The following is an 18,761-nucleotide window of genomic DNA, read 5'->3' as shown; positions in this document are numbered from 1 at the left end:
GGGGTCCCCACACGATGTAATGACGAACCGAATCGAAACTGAGCGGTTACAGGCGTACAAGCGGCGGTTCGACGAACTAGACATGCGGATTGCCTCGGCGATGAAGCAGTGGAGTATTCCGATACTTCGCGTCTCCCTTGCGGTCGTGTTCATATGGTTTGGTGCGTTGAAAGTGTTCGAGATCAGTCCGGCGGCAGACCTTGTTGCGGCGACTGTATACGTTGTCTCTCCAGAGGTGTTTGTTCCTGTGCTTGGCGTTTGGGAAGTGCTCATCGGCATCTGTCTGTTGTATCGACCGCTGATCCGCGTCGGCATTTTCTTGTTGTTCCTGCAGCTTCCAGGCACCTTTCTCCCGCTCGTTCTCCTCCCAGAGGTTGTCTACACGACCGCTCCGTACGCCCTAACTGTCGAGGGACAGTACATCATCAAGAACCTCGTCATCATCGGCGCTGCACTCGCAATCGGCAGTACCGTTAGGAGCGAAGCGGAACAATAGCACGTTCCTACCCTGCTTCTATATCTTGTCCGGGCCTTCCACTGGTATGGTAACAGGCCACATGACAGAGCATTCCAACCCCTGTACTTATCATTCGCTGGGTTACGACTTCATCAATCAGCTATCGGAAATATCATCACGACTAACTGATCTGGTGAAACGGATCGAAACGACCTACCGTTCGACGACGTACTCGAACAGCGCGATTCCGATCAGGAACAACACGCCGTCGTAGGCCAGCAGGAGTCGGAACCAGCGCCACAGCGGCAGCCCCTCCGAGATCGCACGCGTGAGTTCGACGCCGGCGAGCAACACCGGAATCACGAGCGGCACGAGCAACAGCGGCAACAGGAGATCGCTGAGCCGGGCTCGAGCGGTCATCGTCGCGATGAGCACGCCGGTCGCGGCGAAGCCAAACGCCGCGAGGGCGACGACGAGCAACAACAGCGGGACCGTGCCCGGCAGGACAGTGAAGTCGAGGAAGACGACGATACACCCGAGTGTGATGACGGCGACGGCCCCGGTGAACGCGGTGTTGCTCACGACCTTGCCGACGTAGATCGCCGAGCGGTCGACGGGAACGAGCAACAGACTGTCGAGACCGGCGTCGGCTTCTTCGACGGCGACGCTCTGGCTCACGCTGAACGTCCCGGCGAAGACGAACGCGACCCAGAGCGCGCCGCTCGCGACGACGTCGATGTTCGCGAACGTGCGTGCGAAACTGAACGCGAAGATGATGACGACCAGCAGCGCGAAGACGGCCGCGGTGTTGAGCACCTGCTTCGAGCGCAACTCGATACGGAGGTCCTTGCGTGCGACTTCGAAGACGGTCCGCCAGTAGCTGACGACGGTATTGTCGGTCATTGCAGATTAGAGCGACCGACCGCCTCGAGATATTCGGTCTCGAACGATTGTCGATCGAGGTCGGTTAGCGAGACGGTTCGTTCCAGCGTGCCGTCGACGAGCACGAGCGCGCGGTCACAGTCGTCGACGGCCCGCTCGAGGTCGTGGGTCGCGATGACGACGGTTCGATCGTCGAACCGCGTCAGGATCTGCTGGAGGTCCATCGCCGACCGCTGGTCGAGGCCGGCGTACGGTTCGTCGAGCAACAGGACCGTCGGATCGTGCAGTACTGCCCGTGCGATCGAGAGTCGCTTGGTCATGCCATGGGAGAAGTCCTCGACGCGGGTCGAGGCGTGCGTTCGGAGGTTCACGTCCTCGAGGACCCGTTCGACACGCTCCGCGTCGACGCTTCGCAATCGGGCGTGCAATCGCAGGTTCTCGCGGGCGGTAAGCGTGCCGTAGACCATCGGCCGATGGCTGACGACGCCGAGTTTCGCACGAACCGCCGTCGCGTCCGGCGCCACCTCGTCGCCGTCGATCCGGATACGGCCATCGTCGGGGGAGGCAAGCGTCGACAGCAGTTGCATTAGGGATGTTTTCCCCGCGCCGTTGGGACCGAACAACCCGACGTGCTCACCGGAATCGACGGTGAACGTAACGTCGCAGAGCGCGGTCGTCGAGCCGAGCCGTCTCGTCACGCCATCGACGCTGATCGTCCCCATGTCGTTATGCCCGTTCGGCCGGTGGCATTTCAGTACTGTTGGTACTGTTCCCGTCGCCGCTGCCTTCGTGGGCCCGGACGGAGAGTTCGGACGCGTCGAGCGAACCGTCGTCGACGGTGCCTTTCGCGACGACGATCCGGCCCTCGGCCATCGTCTCGGGCATCGCCCCGTCGTAGACGACGTCGACGGACGTGTTGTTGTCCGTGACGGCGAACCGGATCTCGTTGCCGTCTTGTTCGAGGTTGGCGACTTTACCCTCGAGGTTGACCCACTCGCCGTCGTAGTCGCCGTCCTCGAGCGTGGTCGGCGTGACGAACTCCGCGGACGCGTTCATGACTGTCGTTCCGAGAACACCGAAGAGTAACACGACGCCGACGCCGGCGAAAAGTAACTTACTCCTTCGTTTCACGAGCGAATATGTCCGATTGGACTATTTCAATCTTGGTGTGTACTATTGATTTTCGTTACATTCGGGGAAGACAATCAGTTCTCCGACAGTCTGATTCGATCCACGGCTCGGCCAAACACGAGGCGAACGACGTGTCACGAACCGACCTCGGTACTCCTTTCCCGTCCGAATCCGAAGGGGCGCGCATGACCGAGGACAACTCTCGAGCGCTGTACGACCGGGCACTGTCGGTGCTGCCCGGTGGCGTCAACTCCGCCGTTCGCGCGGCGATCGAACCGTATCCGTTCTTCGTCCAGAAAGGCGACGGCGGTCACATCATCGACGCCGACGGCAACCGCTACATCGACTGGGTAATGGGACTCGGGCCGCTGCTGTTGGGCCACGACCTGCCCGAGCCCGTTCAGGCGGGCATCCAGCAGAAAGCCAGCGAGGGACCGATGTACGGGACCCCGACGGAAGTCGAGGTCGACCTCGCCGAGTTCGTCGCCCGCCACGTCCCGAGCGTCGAGAAGCTCCGTTTCGTCAACTCGGGAACCGAAGCGACGACCTCCGCCGTGCGTCTCGCGCGGGGTTACACCGGTCGGAACAAGATCGTCGTCATGCAGGGCGGCTACCACGGCGCACAGGAGTCGACGCTGGTCGAAGGCGACGCCGACGACCCGAAACCCTCCTCCGCCGGCGTCCCACAGTCGTTTGCCGACCACACGCTTCCAGTACCGTTCAACGACGAGGAGGCCGTCCGCGACGTGTTCGAAAAGCACGGCGACGACATCGCGGCGGTGATGACCGAGCCCATTCTGGGCAACTACGGCATCGTCTACCCCGAAGACTGCTATCACGAGTTCCTTCGCGAGATCACCGCAGAACACGGCTCGCTGCTGATCTTCGACGAAGTCATCACCGGCTTCCGCGTCGGTGGCCTCGGCTGTGCCCAGAGCGAGTTCGGGATTACGCCCGACCTCACGACGTTCGGGAAGATCATCGGCGGCGGCTTCCCCGTCGGCGCGATCGGCGGCCGCGCCGAGATCATCGAGCACTTCGCACCGACCGGCGACGTCTTCCAGGCCGGCACCTTCTCCGGCCACCCCGTCACGATGGCCGCCGGCCTCGAGACGCTGCAGTTCGCCGCCGAAAACGACGTTTACGACCACGTCAACGGACTCGGCGATCGACTCCGCAGCGGGCTGACCGACATCCTCGCCGATCAGGCCCCCAGCTACACCGTCACCGGCACCGACAGTATGTTCAAAGTGATCTTTACACGTGACGGACCTGGCCCCGACTCGCTCGAGGAACAATGCAGCGCGGGCTGCCGACAGAACCCGACCTGTCCGCGATACGATTACTGTCCGAAAAACGCCGGCGACGTCAAAAACGCCGAGACCGAGCGCTGGCGGCGCATCTTCTGGGGCCAGATGAAAGACCAGAACGTCTTCCTCTCACAGAACCAGTTCGAGTGTCAGTTCGTCAGCTACGGGCACACGGCAGAAGACGTCGAACGGACGCTCGAGGCCTACAAGAAAGCCCTCTAAGCGGTCCGCGAGATCAGTCAGCCGCCGTTACGATGTTGTCCTGATAGCTCGCAACTGCCTCGAGAACTGCCTGTCGGTCGTCTTCGTCGACATCGAACGCGGCGAGTGCGTCCCCAAGGTGGGTCGCGATCGCCTCGAACTCCGAGGGAGTGATACCGAGATGGTCGTGGGCCGTTTCCATATCGTCGCCCGAGTACTCGATCGGCCCGCCAGCGACCGAACTGATGAACTGGGTCTGGTGGGCGCGCTGTTGCTGCATATCGACATCTTCGAAGTAGTATGCGACTTGTTCGTCCGCGACGACGCGGTCGTAGAACTCGTCGACGACGGCTGCAATCGCGTCTTCACCACCGAGTCGTTCGTAGAGCGTATCGCTCATCGGACGTATCCAATCACCAGACCATAATAAAAGACTGGACGAATATATTCGCAAAGCCCGCTATACGGAGGGATACCAGTCCATGTGAACGGGATCGACCTCGTCTGCGATCAATGTCCGACGCAGGCGGCCTGCTGTCTCGAGTTCCCCGGGGGCCGCAGGGGAGTCGATCGCGGTCCCACTAGAACGGACTGACAGGCGTCCGTATCAGGTCGTTCGTCGGGATGGTCATCACTGGGTACTGTCCGACGTGTGAGACTCCGCACGGATCGATGGCAGCCCTCGTCGGACAAGCGTGCGCTTTTCATACCCGAGGCACCCACTGATGCCTATGAGAACGCGCGGGACGCTACGACTGGCGACGCGGGGATCCACGCTCGCCCGGCGACAGGCCTCGCTGGTAAAAGAGGCCTTAGAAGACCGCCGGTACGAGGTGGAACTCGTCACCGTCGAGACGACGGGGGACCAGATCGAAGACGAGTTGATCCACCAACTCGGGAAGACCGGTGCGTTCGTCCGCGAGCTGGACGAGCGCGTCCTCGAGGGCGACCTCGACGGAGCGATCCACTCGATGAAGGACATGCCGACTGAACAGCCCGACGAACTGGTGACCGCTGCGGTGCCCGAGCGCGGGCGACCCGGCGACGTGCTCGTCACGCCCGACGGCACGACCCTCGAGGAACTGCCCGACGGCGCGACCGTCGGCACCTCGAGTCTCCGCCGGCGCGCACAACTCCTCTCGGAGCGACCGGACCTCGAGGTCGAACCCCTGCGGGGGAACGTCGACACGCGCCTCGAGAAGTTGCTCGCACCCGCGCTGCAGGAAGAACACCAGCAGCGCTCGGAGGCGGACAAAGAGCGCAAGGGTAACACCGGCAACGAGGACTTCGAGGCCGAATACGACCGCACCGTCGACGAGTGGTTCGACGACCTCTCGGAACTCGAGCGCCAGGCGCTGGGACGGGAGGTCGAGACCGAGTACGACGCGATCGTCCTCGCCCACGCCGGCCTCGAGCGCAGCGGACTCGAGCACTACGTCGACTATCAGGAACTGCCGCGATCGACGTTCGTCCCGGCACCGGGACAGGGAGCGCTCGCAGTGACCGCCCGGGACGGCGAGACCGCCCGCGATATCCAGACGCTCATCGACCATCCGCGGAGTCGCGTCGAGACGACCGCCGAGCGGACGATCCTGGCCGAACTCGGCGGTGGCTGTATCGCGCCGGTCGGCATCTACGCGGTCGTCCAGGGCGAGTACGTCCACGCGACCGTCAGCGTCTTCGACAGCGACGGCGAGGAGTCGGTGACCGGCAGCCGGGATCTGCCGATCGAGAACCACGCCGAGGCCGCCCGCGAGTTCGCACGCGATCTCGCGGATCGCGGTGCCGCGGACCTGATCGACGCGGCCCGCGAGGATGGCGGCGACGTCTCCGAAGAAGATACGCCCGCGGGGAAATAGCGAGGACATACCGAATGTCAGACTCCGCCATCGACGCCGAACCCGGCACCGTCTACCTCGTCGGCAGCGGCCCCGGCGACCCCGAGTTACTGACCGTGAAGGCGAAACGGCTGCTCGAGGCCGCCGATGTCGTCCTCCACGACAAGCTTCCCGGCCCGGAGATCATTGACCAGCTCCCCGAAGCGCGCCGCGAGGACGTCGGCAAGCGCGCCGGCGGCGAACGCACGCCCCAGTCGGAGATCAACGAGCGACTGGTCGAACTCGCCCGCGAGGGCAAGTCCGTCGTCCGGCTCAAGGGTGGCGATTCCTTCGTCTTCGGCCGCGGCGGTGAGGAAGCCGAGTACCTCGCAGCCCACGAGATTCCTTTCGAGATCGTCCCCGCGGTCACCTCGGCGATCGCCGCGCCCGCCGTCGCCGGCATCCCCGTCACGCATCGGGATCACGCCTCGTCGGTTTCGTTCGTTACAGGCCACGAAGACCCCACGAAAGACGAGTCGGCCGTCGACTGGGAAGCCCTGGCCGCTACCGGCGGTACCATCGTCGTCCTGATGGGCGTCGGTCGTCTGCCAGATTACACCAACGCACTGCGCGAGGCCGGAATGAACCCGGAAACGTCGGTCGCGCTCATCGAACGCGGGACCTGGCCCGGCCAGCAGGTCGCGACTGGCACGCTCGAGACCATCGTCGACGTGCGCGACGAGGAAGGGATCTCGCCGCCCGCGGTGACGGTGATCGGCGATGTTGCAGGCACGCGCGAGTCGACCGTCGACTTCCTGCAGACCGACTACGGCGCGGCCGAAAGCGAGGGTGAGCAATGAGCGAGACACCCACCGTGGCCGTCTTCCGGCCCGACGACGAACGGATCGAGCGGGCCGTCGCGTTCCTCGAGGACCACGGCGCAGAGCCGATCCCCGACCCGATGTTGGCCGTCGAGGCCACCGACGCGACGCCACGAACCGACGCCGACTACGTCGTCTTTACGAGCAAAACCGGCGCGGAACTCGTCGCCGAAGCGGGCTGGGAACCACACGGCGAGACCGTCTGTGCGATCGGCCCGGCGACGGCCGACGCGCTGCGCGCGGAAGGGTACGTAGTCGACCACGTTCCAGACGAATACACCTCCAGCGGCCTCGTCGCATCGCTCAGTGACGAGGTCGACGGCGCACGCATCGAGGTCGCCCGCAGCGATCACGGGAGCCCGGTGTTGCTCGAGGGACTCGAGGACGCGGGCGCGTACGTCCACGAGACGATCCTCTACCGGCTCGTCCGCCCCGCAGACAGCGGCGAGTCGGCCGAACTGGCCGCCGAGGGCGGGCTCGACGCCGCCTGCTTTACCTCGTCGCTGACCGTCGCGCACTTCCTCGAGGCCGCCGCCGAGCGGGGACTTCGTGAGGCGGCCATCGCGGGGCTCGAGGACGCCGTCGTCGGCGTCATCGGTGAGCCAACGGCGGAAACAGCGGCGGAGAAAGAGATTAGTGTCGACGTCGTGCCCGAGGAAGCGACGTTCGAGGCGCTGGCCCACGAGACGATGGCGGAGATTCCGGATCAGACCGAGTAGCCGATTGGGTCGGTTGTCTAGTATTTTCCTACAGAGGTAGTTATATTTACATCTTAGGGAGAGATAACAATCCATGGTAGATCGGCGGTCAATGCTCGGCGCCCTCACCGCCGGGATGATCGGCACTGCCGGCTGTCTCGACGCCGACAGTGACGGCGACGAGATCGACCGACTGGAGCCAGAGCGAGAGCTGTGGTCGTTCGAAGCCGACGGACGAATACCCACGACCCCCGCCGTCGCGAACGGCCGGGTTCACGTTGGCAGCTTCGATCGAAACATCTACGCGCTCGACACCGACCGCGGCACGGAACAGTGGCGATTCGAGACCGGGGACAAAGTCTGGTCCGCACCGGCGATCGCGGGCGACACCTTGTTGATCGGCGGCGTCGACCACCACGTGTACGCGATCGGACTCGAGGGCGGCGAGCGGTGGACGGTCGAGACGGGCGGCGAGATCTACGCGCCGCCGATGACCGCGGCCGACCGCGTCTACATCGGGAGCAACGACGGCCGACTGTACGCCCTCTCGAGCGCTACCGGCGAAATCGAGTGGACGAGCCATCTCGGCGGAAAAGTAAAATCGAAACTGGCGACGCTCGGAAATCGGGGATACGTCGGAAGTACTGGTGGCGATCTGTGTGCGGTCGATCTCAGCAATGGAACGGTACAGTGGCGGTTCGGAACCGACGAGCGGATCCTGAGTCGGGCAGCAGTTCACGACGACCGCGTCGTGTTCGGCTCGACCGACGGGCGATGTTACGCGGTCGACCGGCGAACCGGCGACGAACAGTGGCGATACGAGACGGACAGTGGCATCGCATCCTCGCCGACGGTTCGCAACGGGACGGTCTATTTCGGCAACGGGCGGATGCGAGTACACGCCCTCGACGTCGAAACCGGCGAGCAGCAGTGGCGAACAACGCTCCGCGGCCGGGTAAACGGCTCTCCGAACCTGGTCGACGGCGTGCTCTACGTCGGCGACGCCGGCATCGTCCACGCGCTCGATCCCGAGACGGGCGAGGCCCACTGGCGGTTCGAAACGGGCAACCCCGTCAACGCCGCACCGACCGGCGTCGCCTACGTCGCGTACGTTGCGAGCAACGATGGCCACGTCTATGCCCTCGACGTGACGTAAGACAACGACCGATCGAACGAACTATTTGCGGACGGGAACGAAACGGAGAGCCGATGAGCAGACATCGCCGGCGGGTTCTGACAGCGATGGGTGCGACACTGATCGGTGGCTGTAGCGCGCCCTCAACCGATCGGGTTCAGTTCACAGCACACACACGCCACGAGACGACGATCGGCTTCGTCGGCGATGCGATGCTCGGGCGCAACGTCGACGACCGCTACGGCCGACCCGGCATCGAACCGGCGGCCGTCTGGGGTGATCTCCGGCCCCGACTGCAGTCGCTGGACGGCGTCTGCTGTAACCTCGAGTGTTGTCTCTCGACGAGGGGCGAACGATACCCCGACCGAACCTACTACTTCCGTGCCGATCCCGACTGGGCCGTGCCGGCGCTCGAGGCCGGAAACGTGCAGTTTGCGTCGGTGGCGAATAATCACATGCTGGATTACGGACCAACGGCGCTTCGCGATACGGTCGACGCGCTCGCGGACAGTAACATCGGGTTCGCGGGTGCGGGCGAGAACCCGACGGCAGCCGCCGCGCCCGCGACGGTGTCGATCGGTGGGCTCGAGGTCGCCGTCGTCTCCTTTGCGGACCATTACGCCGCGTACGGCGCGACCGACGACCGGCCGGGGACGGCCTACGTCGACTCGGATCCGGACGAGCCGGCGACCCGTCGGATCGTCGGCGATGCACTCGCTCGCGCGAAGGCAGCAGAGCCGGACTTGCTCGTCGCGTCCGTCCACTGGGGGCCGAACTGGGTCGAGTACCCCGACGACGACCTCGTCGCGTTCGCCCACTGGCTCGTCGATCAGGGCGTCGATCTCGTCCACGGCCACAGCGCCCACGTCTTCCAGGGCGTCGAACGCTACGGCGACGGCCTCATCCTCCACGATACCGGTGACATCGTCGACGATTACGTGGTCAAAGACGATCTACGAAACGATCGCAGCCTCCTTTTCGAAGCCGGACTCGAGGACGGCAGCATCGAGGAACTCCGGCTCGTCCCGATCGAGATCGGCAACATGTCGGTCGTTTCGGCCGATGACGCCGCGGCGACGTGGCTTCGGGACACGATGCGCGAACGATCGACACCATTCGGGACGACCTACGAACGGGACGGCGACGATCTGGTGCTGTCACTGTCGTGAGCCACGTCCGTAGCGGATACGCATGATCCGCGGGTTTATGAACGAAGCCGCCCCACGTTTCCCCGATGGCAGGGCCGGTTCCCGAACTCGAGGATCGCGCGCGCGAATGTGCCGAGCGGCTATGCGAGGCCGATCGCGTGTTGCTCGCCTCGCATATCGACGCCGACGGACTCACGAGCGCTGCGATCGCCGCACAGGCGCTCGAGCGGGCGGGAATTCCCTTCGAGACGGTCTTCGAGAAGCAACTCGACGCGGAGGCGATCGCCGCCATCGCGGCGACCGACTACGACACCGTCCTCTTTACCGACTTCGGGAGCGGCCAGCTCGACGTGATCGGCGAGTACGAGGACACCGGCGATTTCACGCCGATCATCGCGGACCACCACCAGCCCGCCGACCGGGACACCGAGTACCACCTCAACCCGCTGTTATTCGGCATCAACGGGGCCTCAGAACTGTCGGGTGCCGGCGCGAGTTACGTCCTCGCGCGGGCGCTCGCGGACGTATCCGACAGTTCACCAGCCGCCGCAACTGATGGCGGAACCGTCGCCGGCCCAGCAGGAACGACGGCTCGCGCCGATAACCGCGACCTCGCCGCCCTCGCCGTCGTCGGTGCGGTCGGCGACATGCAGGCCGCCGGCGGCGAACTCCACGGCGCGAACGCAAACATCGTCACCGACGGCGTCGAGGCCGGCGTCCTCGAGACGGGCAAGGACCTCGCCCTCTATGGCAAACAGACCCGGCCGCTCCCCAAGCTCCTCGAGTACGCTACCGACGTCCACATTCCGGGGATCTCGAACGACACCAACGGCGCGTTGCGCTTTCTCGACGGGCTCGATCTCGAGTTGAAACGTGACGGCGAGTGGCGCCGGTGGGCCGATCTCTCAGGTGAGGAGAAACAGACCGTCGCCAGCGCGCTCGTCCGGAAGGCCGTCTCGAGCGGCGTCCCCGCGGCGAAGATCGACGAACTCGTTGGGACGGCCTACGTCCTGAGCGAGGAACCCGTCGGCACCGAACTCCGGGACGCAAGCGAGTTCTCGACGCTGCTCAACGCGACCGCCCGCTACGAGCGCGCCGACGTAGGGCTGGGGGTCTGTCTGGGGAACCGCGACGGCGCACTCGAGCGCGCACGCCAACTCCTGCGTGAACACCGACGGAACCTCTCGAACGGGATCGATCTCGTTACCCGCGAGGGGACGACCGAGGAAGCCCACATCCAGTGGTTCGACGCGGGCGACGAGATCCGCGAGACCATCGTCGGGATCGTCGCCGGCATGGCGATGGGCAACCAGGGAATCAGTCGCTCGAAGCCAATTATCGCCTTTGCAGCAAAGAACGACGACGAACTGAAAGTCTCTGCGCGCGGCACCCACTCGCTCGTCCGGCAAGGACTCGATCTCTCGGTCGTGATGGGCGAGGCCTCGAGAGCGGTCGGCGGCGACGGCGGCGGTCACGACGTCGCTGCGGGGGCGACGATCCCCAGTGGGCAAAAGCGGGCGTTCGTCGACCACGCTGACGAACTCGCCGGCGAGCAACTGCGTTAGCGGTCCATCGAGGCCGGTACCGTCGGTAGCAACGGTGCACGCGAGGTGAACGTGTACGCCGTCTTGCGCACGGCCCCTTTCCCATACTGGACGGCGCTTTTGTGAATCGGCGTTCGCTTGCCGTGGATCTGTGTTCGGCCCTCGAGAATCGCCGCGATGAGATCGTCGCCGTCAATATCGGCTTTCGTCGGGGCTGCCGTATCGGGCGTGACGAGGACTTCGGTGTAGGATTTACCCACGTTAGGGAGATAATGGGCGTCGCTGGCTCCGATCTGAGGATAATCCCGGCGGGATGCAAAGAGGCGGGCCCGCCGATTCCGGTACCCGGTAAAGACCATCGAGTTGTAGGTCTCGATCGCGTCGGCGTCGGCAATATAGCGTTTCCGAACGCCGTGGCGGCTCCGCTGGAACGGATGGGGGACGATCGCCACCCCGCCGCGCTCGCGAACGGTCTGGACGGTGTCCATGAACGCCTGGCCGGGCTCCGGTCGGTCCCCGACGCCGATCGCCAGCAGGTGACCGTGTTTGGTCGAGACCTCGACGCCGGGAATCCCGATCAGGCCGTACTCCGGCGCGAGAGAAGCAGCACGCAACGACTCGTCGATCTCGTCGTGGTCGGTGATAACCACCCCGTCGAGACCGATGTCGGCGGCGTGCTCGAGGATGAGTTCGACCGGCTCGTGGCCGTCGTAGGAGTCCTCGGAGTGGACGTGAAAGTCGATCGCAAACGGGATTTGCGTGGTCATAGGGGCTAACTGTCAATATTCGGCGGACGTCGATACCACCAATAACTTGTTATCCAGTATAAACACTGTGCTGCTGCCACCGTCCGGTCGGCAGGCGCATTCAATATATCATTATCTAGTTTAACCTTGCCAGCAGGCTCGTAGCGAGCCGACAGCGAACACGGCTCGAAACAGCCGGCAGCAACCACAATAGTCTCGAACGATCCGTCACAACACGATACTGCAGTCGCTCTCGGAGGCCAACGTGGCACCCATCCATTATTAGGCCTGCCTAAAGTCCGGGAGACTTATGATGGTTTAGGCGAGCCTAAAGTCATACGAACCTACTGGAGGAAATCATGGTCGGAACGACGCTCCGAGAGATTCGCCGGTCTATCGAACGGCTGGCCAGCGACGACGGGGAGTACGACGTGGTCTGCGCTCGCTTCGGCGAACAGCCGGTCCCGGTCGCCGGCCAGCGGTTCGCGAGCCGCACGGAGGCAGCGGATGCCGCACGCGCGACCGAACAGTACCGCGCTGCCCTCAGACGGTACGATCCACAGCTCCCGTTTTACGATCCGATCGTCCGGCAGACACGAGCGGACACTGAGGGTCACGTCGATGACGGGTCCAGGAACACAACGGCAGACCGGGAAAGACGGAGACGGCAGTCGGCCGAGCGGATGCACGCTGTGGCGACTGACAGCCCGCTGATCGGGTTCTGCCACGACGTCTCCGGCGCCGTCTTCGAGGCGCTCTCGAGTCGCGACCACGAGCGCGTCGAGCGTGCGATCATGGACACGTATCTGGCTGCTGCCGAGGCGACGACCGACCGGAATGCACTCTGTCTGGTGTTGCTCGAGACGATCGCAACCGAACTCGAGCGCCACCTCGCGGCGGCCGAGCGAACCCGATTGCTGTGGGCGGCAGCAGCGAACCTCTCGCCGGTCGATCCGGCCGACGATCCGGTCGCGACGAGCCTCGCGTATCTGGATTCGCTCTCACTGATCGGCACATACGGCGTCACACGTGAGTCGGTCGAGACGACCGACGAAGACAGTTGGACGGTCACCCTGCGGAGATACGCGATCGACGGCCGCGAGCGGCGATTTCCGACGTTGCCGATCGGGATCGACATCCTTCGTCGGACGGCACAGCCGACGGCATCGCTGGGCGTGCGCGAGGTCACCGCACTCGGTGATGGCGACTGGCAGTTCGTGGTTACTTCCGGCGAGCGGGCGAGCGGCGGCCTCGTCTGCACCCGCACCCATGCGGAGGACCGATGACAGGGGCGACAGCGGCCCACCGAGCGCTCGAGTGTATCGCCGAGGAGTGGGAGACGATCGCGGATCGCGATGCGGCGCTCGAGACGTTCACACAGCGCGTTCGAGCGATTCCGGCAGCACAACCGACCGCGCTCCAGGCCCGACAGGCGGCGACGCCCACGGCGACGCAGGCCATTCAGGTGCGTGGAGCGGCCCCGTCGGCGTCTGACGATCACTGTGCTTCCGTCAGAACGGCGTTCGACGAAACAATCAGACGCCACAGCGGCAGCGGTTGCGAGGACGAATCGCGGTTCGAGGCGATGGCGACCGCATTGACCGACGACATCGCTGCCGCGCTGGCGACCGACACTGGCTGGACGCCGCCACTCAAAGCCGCGGTTCTCGAGGCAGTATCGACCAGCCGTCGGGAACTCACCGTTCGACGCGAGATCTTACGGGAAGAACGGTCGACGTTCGAGACGGCGATCGCGGAGGTCGACGAGATCGTTGGCTGGCTGCAGGCGACAGCCGACGAGTCGTTCCTGCAGTGTGGCTTCGACGACTTGCAGGCCAAACACGAGCGACTCGAGGCGTATCGGGACCGCCTCGAGACGCGTCTCAACCGGCGGCAAGCACAGTTTACCGGATCGTTGGCTCGAGACGGCCCGAGCGGAACACGGTACCGATCGGTCGTCGCGTCGATCTACGCGAGCGGCTCGACTCGCTATCCGCTTCTGTCGACTGCGACACGACTGTACGGCATCTGTGGCAGCTGTCAACGGACGGTGCGAGCACATCTGACGCGGCGCGTCTAGTAGCGTCCGGAGCTGGAGAGCTACGTCGAATGGCTTGCGATCAGAATTAGCCCATCGCCGGCGAGGCGGCGACTACGGCGCCTGAAACGCCCCGTTCGGAACGAGTTCGGAGAGATTGACGCTGTCGAGTATCGCTTCGACCGCGACTGGACCGTCGGCTGCTTCGGCGGCCTCGTGGATTCTATGCATACACTCGAGCAAGCCGTCAAGGGCGGCCCGACGCGTCGAGACGTGGGCGATCAACCGAGTGATCGCCGAATCAGTAAGGAAGATCCGGTACCGAAGCGCCCAGCACCGGCAGAGCCCGAGCCCCGGATGGGACTGCTCGGCAGACGTACTGTCCGCGACCAGTTCTATCGGCGGGTTGTTGTGCCGGTAGACGAACCGGTCGTCACCGAACTCCGCCGGCCCCCATCCCGGTGGGAGTGCCTCTGGGGGAATAGGGTCCTGTGTAGTAACCATGTTTCCGGTGTCGCCAAGGGTCGGAGTGTCCGTTCCGCTTGCATACGCGGGCTCCTGTATAGGCACCCCGTACAGTTTCAGCGGACTGGTACCGGAACCTGGCGGCAGTCTCCCGGCCCCGCTCGCGCCGTGTTATCCGGCGGATACAGCCCAATAAAGCGCGAATCGGTATCGAACGAACCGATCGTCCGACTTTTGTCGCCGCTCATCCTCAGTTCGGATATGGCCGACTTCGACCCCGAGCAGTTCGAAGACAAGTACGCGAACTACTTCCCCGAGCTCCAGCAGGCGTACAAAAACGCGTTCAACCGGATGAACGACAAGTACGACTCCGAACTCGTCCATGCGATCGACCAGCAGGTGTTGAACGAGAGCGAGCCCTTCTACGAGGGCAACGGCGAGTTCCGTGTCGAACTTCCCGATGATCCCTACGGCCGCCTCTCGGGCGTGCTTGTCGACGAGGAGCGCTTCGAGCAGGTGCTCGAGGTTCACGTCGAAGAGATCGAAACCGAACTCCAGCACGTGTTCGGATTCGCCTAACACAGGCCTAATGCAGTCGGTGACGCCAGCAGCCAAATAGGGAGGACGGAAGGTTTAGGGGGGCTGATACCCAAGTGGGGTTCATGAGCACCGAGACCCAGAACGACGGGGACGACCTCGAGGAGCGCGTAACGAACTTCCTGCGACGGAACTTCCCGCAGATCCAGATGCACGGCGGTAGCGCAGCGATTCAGGACCTCGACCGTGAGAACGGCGTCGTCAGCATCGCCCTCGGCGGTGCCTGTAGCGGCTGTGGCATTTCGCCGATGACGATCCAGGCGATCAAGAGCCGCATGGTCAAAGAGATCCCCGAAATCGAGAAGGTCAACGCCACCACCGGCATGGACGGCGGCGACGACATGGGCGGCGGCATGAGTCCCTCCTTCCCCGGCGAGACCGTCGACGACGACGGTGAAGCCGACGAGGGGCCGGAAGCACCGTTCTAATCCCCGTCATAGCGAGTTCGATCCGTCGGGTTCGGTATTTTGCGCCGATAACGATCGCGTCGAGATAGTACCAACTGAAACGAGTCACGCACCGATCGCAGGGTTGTCGCGCGATCGAGTGTGTGGTGACGTGCAGTGACGACTATCGCTCACCGAAGGTCACGACCCTGTTCCCACGTCCGGATCAGCGCCGTGAGCGTCCGGTTCGTCGGCGCCTCGAGCCCGTTCTCGGCCGCTCGCGCGACGATGTAGCCGTTGATGGCGTCGATTTCGGTGCGCCGTTCCGCGATGATATCCTGGGCCATCGAGGACGTGTTCGCAGCCGTCGCCTCGGCGACGGTTTCCATCGCGGCCAGCGCCTCGCGGTTCGACAGCGACACGTCACAGGCACGTGCGATCCGTGCCGTCTCCCGCGTCGCTGCCCGTGCAAGGTCGGCCGCTGGCTCCTCGAGGATCATCCCGTTTTCGGTGGCGGTCAGGGCCGTCACGGGGTTAATTCCGGCGTTGACGGCGAGTTTCTCCCACAGCCGGCGGGGCATGTCGTCGACGACGGTCGTCTCGAGGCCGACCGCGGCGAAGGCCTCGCCGACCCGATCCGCACGTGCCGAGGAGCCACCGTTTCGTGGCCCGAGTACGATCTCGCCACGACCCGTGCATTCGACGACGCCTGGCTCCTGTACGATCGCGCCGTAAGTCGCCGTGCCGGCGAGGACCGGGGCCTCGAGCCGTGTCGCAAGCGTCGTTTCGTTCCCCATCCCGTTTTGCAACGAGAGCACGGCCTCGATCGACCCTGTCGCGAGTGAATCGGCGGCCGCGGCGGTGTCGAAGGATTTGACCGTGACAACGGCGAGGTCGGCCTCGAGCCCCGTCCCATCGGTCGTCGCTGTTGGGAACACACGGGATGGACCGTCACCGACGTCACCCTCGAGGCACAGTCCCGACTCACGGACGGCACGAGCGTGAGTCTCGCGAGCGACGAGCGTGACATCGTGGTCGCGTGCAAGTAGCCCGCCGACGAGACTCCCGAGGCTGCCAGCCCCGAAGACGACGATCTCCATGGCTCGAGGTGACGCGAGCGGGGCAAAAACGGTTGTCGTCCGGCCGCGATCCGACGGCCTGCTGTCACTGCCGGCGCACCGAACGGCAAGATCACGGGTGCGCCAGGACCCAGTGACAGCAGGCCGTCTCAGTCTTCGGTCCAGTAGTACAGCTCCTCCCGCCTGGCACCGCAGGACGGACACGCGTCGGGCAGATCGCTCTCGAGGCGTCCGAGCTCGCCACACTCCCAGCAGCGCCACATGAGCTCCGCTTCGCCGAACTCGTGGCCCGATCGGACGTGTTCGACGCTCAGTCCCTCGATCCCGTCACGGAGCGTGACGTAGATCCCGTCCTCGTCGACACCGCGAATCCGGCCGATTTCCGTGCCGTCCTGAGTATAGACTGCCGTTCCGAACGCGAGTCGTGTGTCTTCGATAGCCATGTGCGTCACCACTATCGATCTACACCTGCCGCCACGATAAATCCCTGTACGCTATACAGAATTGCTGCACCGCGGCCGAGTCCGGCCGAACCGACGCTTCCTCGAGACCGCTCAGTCTTCGGTCCAGTACATCAGTTCTTCGCGCCCGGTCCCGCAGTTCGGGCACTCGTCGGGAAGTCCGCCGTCGATGTCGCCCATCTCGCCACATTCCATGCAGCGCCACATCAGCTCTGCCTCGCCGAACTCGTGGCCCGACCGAGCGTGTTCGACGCTCATCGCCTCGGCACCCTCGCGAGTCGTGACGAAAAAGCCGCTCTTCTCGAAGCCGCGGATGCGACCGAGTTCGTTGCCGTCCGCATCGTAGACTGACTGCCCGAAATTGAGTTTCCGTACCGCCTCGACAGCCTCTTCCTCGCCTTCCGATGCCGGTGTCTCACCAGTGTTGACCATGGGCTGACCACAGCGGCGACAGCGATAAAATCACAGCGCGCATTGTTCGGGTGGCCGCTCGCGGACGAGACAGCGAGGTCTCGGAACGCAAGGAGTACGATAGTGCATGATAATACTGCACATGGTAATGGGAAACAATATATACGCTGGATAGAGACACGACCTATGCCAGGGAGACACAGGCAGAGTATGTCTAACAGTGTCGTTCCGATCGGAACACGTCCACTCGAGTCACACTGGCTACGGGAGCGGCCGAGTGGTGGTCCAGAATCGGAGACGAGTGGGGCCACCCGATCGGCGGCGCTGGGCCTGCGATCGGTGCTGAGGGCAGCGGCCCCCGATCGCACTGGGATTGCGCAGACGGCAGAACGCCCGTGCACTGGCGTGACTCGATCATGAGTGGGACCGGTGTTGCGACGATCGGCGACTGTCGGATCGCCTACCGGCGGGCAGGAACCAGCGGCCCACCGGTTGTCCTCTGTCACGGCGCGGGGATCGACGACGCGACCGTCTCGTGGCGACACGCGATCGACGCCCTCGCGGAGGACTACCGTGTCTACGGGATCGACTGGCCGGAGTACGGGAACAGCACGGGGCCAGTTACACACACCGTCGAGACCTACGTCGACATCCTCGAGGGGTTCCTCGAGACGCTGCCCGACGAACGAGTCTCGCTCGCCGGCATCTCGATGGGCGGCGGCGTCGCACTCGGATATACACTCGCCAATCCGGACCGCGTCGAGCAACTGGCACTCGTCAACAGCTACGGACTCGGCCGTCGATTGCCCAACGCCCTCCCGTGGAAGCTCCTGTCACAGGTTCCCGGCATGACCGAGTTCGGAAAAGCCGCCGCAAGTACCTCCCCGGCGAACGTTCGCTTGGTCCTCGACAGTCTCGTCGCGGACGCCGCCGCGGTGCCCGACCCCTTCGTCACCGACGTCAGGCGGAAACTGCGGGAACCGGGCTCGATACAGGCATTTCGGAAGTTTCAGGCCAACGAACTCTCATTCAGCGGCCGCGTCGCGACGGACTTCGTCGACGACCTCGAGTCGCTGTCGGTGCCGACGTTGCTCGTCCACGGCAAACAGGACCCGCTCGTCCCCGTCGAGTGGTCGATCCGGGCAGCGAACCGACTCCCAAATGCCGACCTGGAACTGATCGACGACTGTGGCCACTGGGCGCCTCGAGAGCGACCCGACCGGTTCAACGAGCGGCTTCGCGAGTGGCTGCCGGACCCAGAGTACGCGCCACAACCGCAGTATACGAAGGCGAAAATGCCCGGCGTGAGGCGCGTCAACAGCGATTGACCTGACCGCCGCGCAGTGCGCGGCTGGCGGGGGAAGATGAGTGTTT

General features: G+C 64.4%; 22 protein-coding genes. 13 read left to right on the top strand and 9 right to left on the bottom strand.

The features are described from left to right. Positions 1 to 19: 19 nt before the first annotated feature. Positions 20 to 496, top strand: a complete 477-nt coding sequence (locus tag E2L06_RS00780) for a DoxX family protein (RefSeq protein ID WP_138777696.1) — start codon at positions 20 to 22, stop codon at positions 494 to 496. A 174-nt stretch (positions 497 to 670) separates the two neighbouring features. Here the strand turns inward: E2L06_RS00780 and E2L06_RS00775 are convergent, their stop codons facing one another. From E2L06_RS00775 to E2L06_RS00765, 3 genes are read right to left on the bottom strand one after another with little or no spacing between them, the layout of a single operon-like run. After that, entirely contained in the window at positions 671 to 1,360 is a 690-nt protein-coding gene (locus E2L06_RS00775; protein ID WP_138777694.1) for a heme exporter protein CcmB, read from the bottom strand. Then, positions 1,357 to 2,061, bottom strand: coding sequence for an ABC transporter ATP-binding protein (locus E2L06_RS00770; RefSeq protein WP_138777692.1), 705 nt, complete (start codon positions 2,059 to 2,061; stop codon positions 1,357 to 1,359). Before E2L06_RS00770 ends, E2L06_RS00775 begins: the two co-directional genes overlap by 4 nt. A gap of 4 nt (positions 2,062 to 2,065) precedes the next feature. Next, on the bottom strand, positions 2,066 to 2,470 hold the full coding sequence (locus tag E2L06_RS00765) for a cytochrome c maturation protein CcmE (protein WP_138777690.1): 405 nt from the start codon (positions 2,468 to 2,470) through the stop codon (positions 2,066 to 2,068). A gap of 185 nt (positions 2,471 to 2,655) precedes the next feature. On the opposite strand from E2L06_RS00765, the gene E2L06_RS00760 reads away from it, so the two are divergent. After that, positions 2,656 to 4,002, top strand: a complete 1,347-nt coding sequence (locus E2L06_RS00760) for a glutamate-1-semialdehyde 2,1-aminomutase (protein WP_138777688.1) — start codon at positions 2,656 to 2,658, stop codon at positions 4,000 to 4,002. A gap of 13 nt (positions 4,003 to 4,015) precedes the next feature. Here the strand turns inward: E2L06_RS00760 and E2L06_RS00755 are convergent, their stop codons facing one another. After that, positions 4,016 to 4,381 (bottom strand): group 1 truncated hemoglobin, encoded by a 366-nt coding sequence (locus E2L06_RS00755; RefSeq protein ID WP_138777686.1) that lies wholly within the window; start codon positions 4,379 to 4,381, stop codon positions 4,016 to 4,018. 331 nt (positions 4,382 to 4,712) lie between these two features. On the opposite strand from E2L06_RS00755, the gene hemC reads away from it, so the two are divergent. The 6 genes from hemC (at position 4,713) to E2L06_RS00725 (ending at position 11,225) form a co-directional block, all read left to right on the top strand. After that, positions 4,713 to 5,840, top strand: a complete 1,128-nt coding sequence (gene hemC, locus E2L06_RS00750; protein ID WP_138777684.1) for a hydroxymethylbilane synthase — start codon at positions 4,713 to 4,715, stop codon at positions 5,838 to 5,840. A 14-nt stretch (positions 5,841 to 5,854) separates the two neighbouring features. Then, positions 5,855 to 6,658 carry a uroporphyrinogen-III C-methyltransferase gene (cobA, locus tag E2L06_RS00745; RefSeq protein WP_138777682.1) on the top strand — a complete coding sequence of 268 codons (804 nt, stop codon included), beginning with the start codon at positions 5,855 to 5,857 and terminating at the stop codon, positions 6,656 to 6,658. Then, positions 6,655 to 7,398: a uroporphyrinogen-III synthase gene (locus tag E2L06_RS00740; protein ID WP_138777680.1), complete on the top strand. Its 744-nt coding sequence runs from the start codon at positions 6,655 to 6,657 to the stop codon at positions 7,396 to 7,398. Before cobA ends, E2L06_RS00740 begins: the two co-directional genes overlap by 4 nt. Positions 7,399 to 7,489: 91 nt before the next feature. Further along, positions 7,490 to 8,533 (top strand): PQQ-binding-like beta-propeller repeat protein, encoded by a 1,044-nt coding sequence (locus E2L06_RS00735; RefSeq protein ID WP_171052283.1) that lies wholly within the window; start codon positions 7,490 to 7,492, stop codon positions 8,531 to 8,533. A 53-nt stretch (positions 8,534 to 8,586) separates the two neighbouring features. After that, positions 8,587 to 9,681 (top strand): CapA family protein, encoded by a 1,095-nt coding sequence (locus E2L06_RS00730; protein WP_138777676.1) that lies wholly within the window; start codon positions 8,587 to 8,589, stop codon positions 9,679 to 9,681. Positions 9,682 to 9,746: 65 nt separating this feature from the next. Further along, on the top strand, positions 9,747 to 11,225 hold the full coding sequence (locus E2L06_RS00725) for a DHH family phosphoesterase (protein WP_138777674.1): 1,479 nt from the start codon (positions 9,747 to 9,749) through the stop codon (positions 11,223 to 11,225). Here the strand turns inward: E2L06_RS00725 and E2L06_RS00720 are convergent. Further along, entirely contained in the window at positions 11,222 to 11,971 is a 750-nt protein-coding gene (locus E2L06_RS00720; protein WP_138777672.1) for a PHP domain-containing protein, read from the bottom strand. The genes E2L06_RS00725 and E2L06_RS00720 overlap by 4 nt on opposite strands. Before the next feature lie 338 nt (positions 11,972 to 12,309). On the opposite strand from E2L06_RS00720, the gene E2L06_RS00715 reads away from it, so the two are divergent. Continuing rightward, positions 12,310 to 13,236: a hypothetical protein gene (locus E2L06_RS00715; protein ID WP_138777670.1), complete on the top strand. Its 927-nt coding sequence runs from the start codon at positions 12,310 to 12,312 to the stop codon at positions 13,234 to 13,236. Beyond that, the gene (locus E2L06_RS00710) at positions 13,233 to 14,030 is read left to right on the top strand and encodes a hypothetical protein (protein ID WP_138777668.1); all 798 of its coding nucleotides are present in this window, start codon (positions 13,233 to 13,235) and stop codon (positions 14,028 to 14,030) included. Before E2L06_RS00715 ends, E2L06_RS00710 begins: the two co-directional genes overlap by 4 nt. Before the next feature lie 72 nt (positions 14,031 to 14,102). On the opposite strand, the gene E2L06_RS00705 is transcribed toward E2L06_RS00710, so the two are convergent. Next, positions 14,103 to 14,492, bottom strand: a complete 390-nt coding sequence (locus tag E2L06_RS00705; RefSeq protein WP_138777665.1) for a hypothetical protein — start codon at positions 14,490 to 14,492, stop codon at positions 14,103 to 14,105. A gap of 222 nt (positions 14,493 to 14,714) precedes the next feature. On the opposite strand from E2L06_RS00705, the gene E2L06_RS00700 reads away from it, so the two are divergent. Beyond that, on the top strand, positions 14,715 to 15,032 hold the full coding sequence (locus tag E2L06_RS00700; RefSeq protein WP_138777663.1) for a DUF5783 family protein: 318 nt from the start codon (positions 14,715 to 14,717) through the stop codon (positions 15,030 to 15,032). Positions 15,033 to 15,115: 83 nt separating this feature from the next. Then, the gene (locus E2L06_RS00695) at positions 15,116 to 15,478 is read left to right on the top strand and encodes a NifU family protein (RefSeq protein ID WP_138777661.1); all 363 of its coding nucleotides are present in this window, start codon (positions 15,116 to 15,118) and stop codon (positions 15,476 to 15,478) included. A 149-nt stretch (positions 15,479 to 15,627) separates the two neighbouring features. On the opposite strand, the gene E2L06_RS00690 is transcribed toward E2L06_RS00695, so the two are convergent. The 3 genes from E2L06_RS00690 to E2L06_RS00680 form a co-directional block, all read right to left on the bottom strand. Then, on the bottom strand, positions 15,628 to 16,536 hold the full coding sequence (locus E2L06_RS00690; RefSeq protein ID WP_138777659.1) for a ketopantoate reductase family protein: 909 nt from the start codon (positions 16,534 to 16,536) through the stop codon (positions 15,628 to 15,630). 128 nt (positions 16,537 to 16,664) lie between these two features. Further along, positions 16,665 to 16,958: a hypothetical protein gene (locus E2L06_RS00685; RefSeq protein ID WP_138777657.1), complete on the bottom strand. Its 294-nt coding sequence runs from the start codon at positions 16,956 to 16,958 to the stop codon at positions 16,665 to 16,667. A 111-nt stretch (positions 16,959 to 17,069) separates the two neighbouring features. Continuing rightward, on the bottom strand, positions 17,070 to 17,408 hold the full coding sequence (locus E2L06_RS00680) for a hypothetical protein (RefSeq protein WP_138777655.1): 339 nt from the start codon (positions 17,406 to 17,408) through the stop codon (positions 17,070 to 17,072). Between the two features lie 395 nt (positions 17,409 to 17,803). Between E2L06_RS00680 and E2L06_RS00675 the strand changes: the two genes are divergently transcribed. Next, on the top strand, positions 17,804 to 18,715 hold the full coding sequence (locus tag E2L06_RS00675) for an alpha/beta fold hydrolase (protein WP_138777653.1): 912 nt from the start codon (positions 17,804 to 17,806) through the stop codon (positions 18,713 to 18,715). Positions 18,716 to 18,761 lie beyond the last annotated feature (46 nt).

The sequence above is a fragment of the Haloterrigena sp. H1 genome (genome assembly GCF_005938085.1).
GTDB lineage: Archaea > Halobacteriota > Halobacteria > Halobacteriales > Natrialbaceae > Natrinema.
This window is presented reverse-complemented; position numbering and strand designations above follow the sequence as displayed.

What these genes read in the sequence shown, in the direction of transcription:
- E2L06_RS00705 (WP_138777665.1), bottom strand. Translation starts at nt 14,492, where the DNA reads ATGGTTACTACACAGGACCCTATTCCCCCAGAGGCACTCCCACCGGGA.
- E2L06_RS00730 (WP_138777676.1), top strand. Translation starts at nt 8,587, where the DNA reads ATGAGCAGACATCGCCGGCGGGTTCTGACAGCGATGGGTGCGACACTG.
- E2L06_RS00690 (WP_138777659.1), bottom strand. Translation starts at nt 16,536, where the DNA reads ATGGAGATCGTCGTCTTCGGGGCTGGCAGCCTCGGGAGTCTCGTCGGC.
- E2L06_RS00770 (WP_138777692.1), bottom strand. Translation starts at nt 2,061, where the DNA reads ATGGGGACGATCAGCGTCGATGGCGTGACGAGACGGCTCGGCTCGACG.
- cobA (WP_138777682.1), top strand. Translation starts at nt 5,855, where the DNA reads ATGTCAGACTCCGCCATCGACGCCGAACCCGGCACCGTCTACCTCGTC.
- E2L06_RS00725 (WP_138777674.1), top strand. Translation starts at nt 9,747, where the DNA reads ATGGCAGGGCCGGTTCCCGAACTCGAGGATCGCGCGCGCGAATGTGCC.
- E2L06_RS00685 (WP_138777657.1), bottom strand. Translation starts at nt 16,958, where the DNA reads ATGGCTATCGAAGACACACGACTCGCGTTCGGAACGGCAGTCTATACT.
- E2L06_RS00695 (WP_138777661.1), top strand. Translation starts at nt 15,116, where the DNA reads ATGAGCACCGAGACCCAGAACGACGGGGACGACCTCGAGGAGCGCGTA.
- E2L06_RS00715 (WP_138777670.1), top strand. Translation starts at nt 12,310, where the DNA reads ATGGTCGGAACGACGCTCCGAGAGATTCGCCGGTCTATCGAACGGCTG.
- E2L06_RS00740 (WP_138777680.1), top strand. Translation starts at nt 6,655, where the DNA reads ATGAGCGAGACACCCACCGTGGCCGTCTTCCGGCCCGACGACGAACGG.
- E2L06_RS00755 (WP_138777686.1), bottom strand. Translation starts at nt 4,381, where the DNA reads ATGAGCGATACGCTCTACGAACGACTCGGTGGTGAAGACGCGATTGCA.
- E2L06_RS00780 (WP_138777696.1), top strand. Translation starts at nt 20, where the DNA reads ATGACGAACCGAATCGAAACTGAGCGGTTACAGGCGTACAAGCGGCGG.
- hemC (WP_138777684.1), top strand. Translation starts at nt 4,713, where the DNA reads ATGAGAACGCGCGGGACGCTACGACTGGCGACGCGGGGATCCACGCTC.
- E2L06_RS00675 (WP_138777653.1), top strand. Translation starts at nt 17,804, where the DNA reads ATGAGTGGGACCGGTGTTGCGACGATCGGCGACTGTCGGATCGCCTAC.
- E2L06_RS00700 (WP_138777663.1), top strand. Translation starts at nt 14,715, where the DNA reads ATGGCCGACTTCGACCCCGAGCAGTTCGAAGACAAGTACGCGAACTAC.
- E2L06_RS00710 (WP_138777668.1), top strand. Translation starts at nt 13,233, where the DNA reads ATGACAGGGGCGACAGCGGCCCACCGAGCGCTCGAGTGTATCGCCGAG.
- E2L06_RS00680 (WP_138777655.1), bottom strand. Translation starts at nt 17,408, where the DNA reads ATGGTCAACACTGGTGAGACACCGGCATCGGAAGGCGAGGAAGAGGCT.
- E2L06_RS00760 (WP_138777688.1), top strand. Translation starts at nt 2,656, where the DNA reads ATGACCGAGGACAACTCTCGAGCGCTGTACGACCGGGCACTGTCGGTG.
- E2L06_RS00735 (WP_171052283.1), top strand. Translation starts at nt 7,490, where the DNA reads ATGCTCGGCGCCCTCACCGCCGGGATGATCGGCACTGCCGGCTGTCTC.
- E2L06_RS00720 (WP_138777672.1), bottom strand. Translation starts at nt 11,971, where the DNA reads ATGACCACGCAAATCCCGTTTGCGATCGACTTTCACGTCCACTCCGAG.
- E2L06_RS00775 (WP_138777694.1), bottom strand. Translation starts at nt 1,360, where the DNA reads ATGACCGACAATACCGTCGTCAGCTACTGGCGGACCGTCTTCGAAGTC.